Here is a 1,321-nt window from a genome sequence, read left to right as displayed (position 1 = left end):
GTTGAGAGTCCACATACTTTAATAGTGGACTCTTGTCCCATTTTGGCACTCGCAATATCTCAGTAGATATATAAAACATGCCTAAAGCATTGTTTTATATGTCTAATTTAACTTTAAACTGAGATGTTGTAAAAAGTTGGTTTTACATACCACATAAAGCTTAAATAAATTAAAAATAAATACAACGTATACATTTTTTTGTTGACTTCTTGAGTTCAACTGTTATTTTGTATGTACATTGTAATCATTTAAAGGGTAGTATCTATGTCGGAACAAGTTCCTTTGTTTAATTTTAGGATTAATTCAAAGCTTAAAAGAGACTTTTCAGACTTATGCAAATTGAACCATTCGAATACAAGTAATGAATTAAGGTCTTTTATTTCGCGATCTATCGATTCTGGGAAACTTAATTATGATTCGCCATCATTGCTAAGCTATGGCAATTCAAGTTCTCATTCTGGGTATTCTCAAGTTAAATCAATACTTGATAAAGCCAGGTCTTCAGTAAGAGAAATTGATAGCAGTGAAAGTCTAAATACAAATGAGGATTTTGAATTAGATTCTACTTGTAACATTAAACTTGATACGGATTTAAAAGAGGGTTTTTTGAAAGCTTTTCCTAACACTAAATTAAGTGCTGAGTTAAAGCGATTCATGAGTCATATTGTACGTAGTAGTAAGTAAGATTGCCCATACAGGTGTTCCAGCACCTGCATAGGCTAAACACATTAAAACTTGAGGATTTAACATGTCTAATAACAATACCATTTTACCAAATACAAGCAACATAGCGCCAGCTCACGAGGACGCTATCCATAAATTAATTTCATGCGAAAATATTAAGAATTTGGCCGCTTCACACTCCGAATTGTGTAATGGCATTTATGCCGTCCTAAATGGTGGTTCTGACTTCACTGAAATAGAGCCTTTATTCCATCGTTTGATAGACCAATCATTAGAAATTGAATCTCTAATTAACGTTAAATTATCGCTTGAATCAGAACATGTAAATTAATATGGGAGGGACCCGCGACGCGGGAGGGCCTTGTATTAATTACGTGTTTTACTATGAACCGGTATCAATATTATTTACTGTTCATATCTGTCAAATTTGATAATAAAGTAATCCGCCAAGCGAAGCCTGAGCGTAGCGGGTTACTTTTTTAGCAGTTATTAAATTCCTTCCTAAAACGCTTCATTCTGCCATTTTATAAATTAGCCCTTAACAGACAGCCAGAAAGGCGAGCTCCGAGCCTCTGACTGCCTGTAAGGGCTTTTAAATAAACATTTAATATCTACCACCACTAACAACCCATAAATT

General features: G+C 34.1%; 2 protein-coding genes. Both read left to right on the top strand.

Annotated features, from left to right (window positions below; genetic code table 11):
• Positions 1-264 precede the first annotated feature (264 nt).
• Positions 265-684 (top strand): hypothetical protein, encoded by a 420-nt coding sequence (locus GQR47_RS20195; protein WP_165724407.1) that lies wholly within the window; start codon positions 265-267, stop codon positions 682-684.
• A gap of 64 nt (positions 685-748) precedes the next feature.
• Positions 749-1,015 (top strand): hypothetical protein, encoded by a 267-nt coding sequence (locus GQR47_RS20190; protein WP_165724406.1) that lies wholly within the window; start codon positions 749-751, stop codon positions 1,013-1,015.
• The last annotated feature ends 306 nt before the right edge of the window (positions 1,016-1,321 follow it).

The sequence above is a fragment of the Pseudoalteromonas sp. Z1A2 genome (assembly GCF_011378755.1).
GTDB classification, from domain to species: Bacteria; Pseudomonadota; Gammaproteobacteria; order Enterobacterales; family Alteromonadaceae; genus Pseudoalteromonas; species Pseudoalteromonas distincta.
Note: the sequence above shows the minus strand (reverse complement) of the source record. Positions and strands in the feature narration are given on the sequence as shown.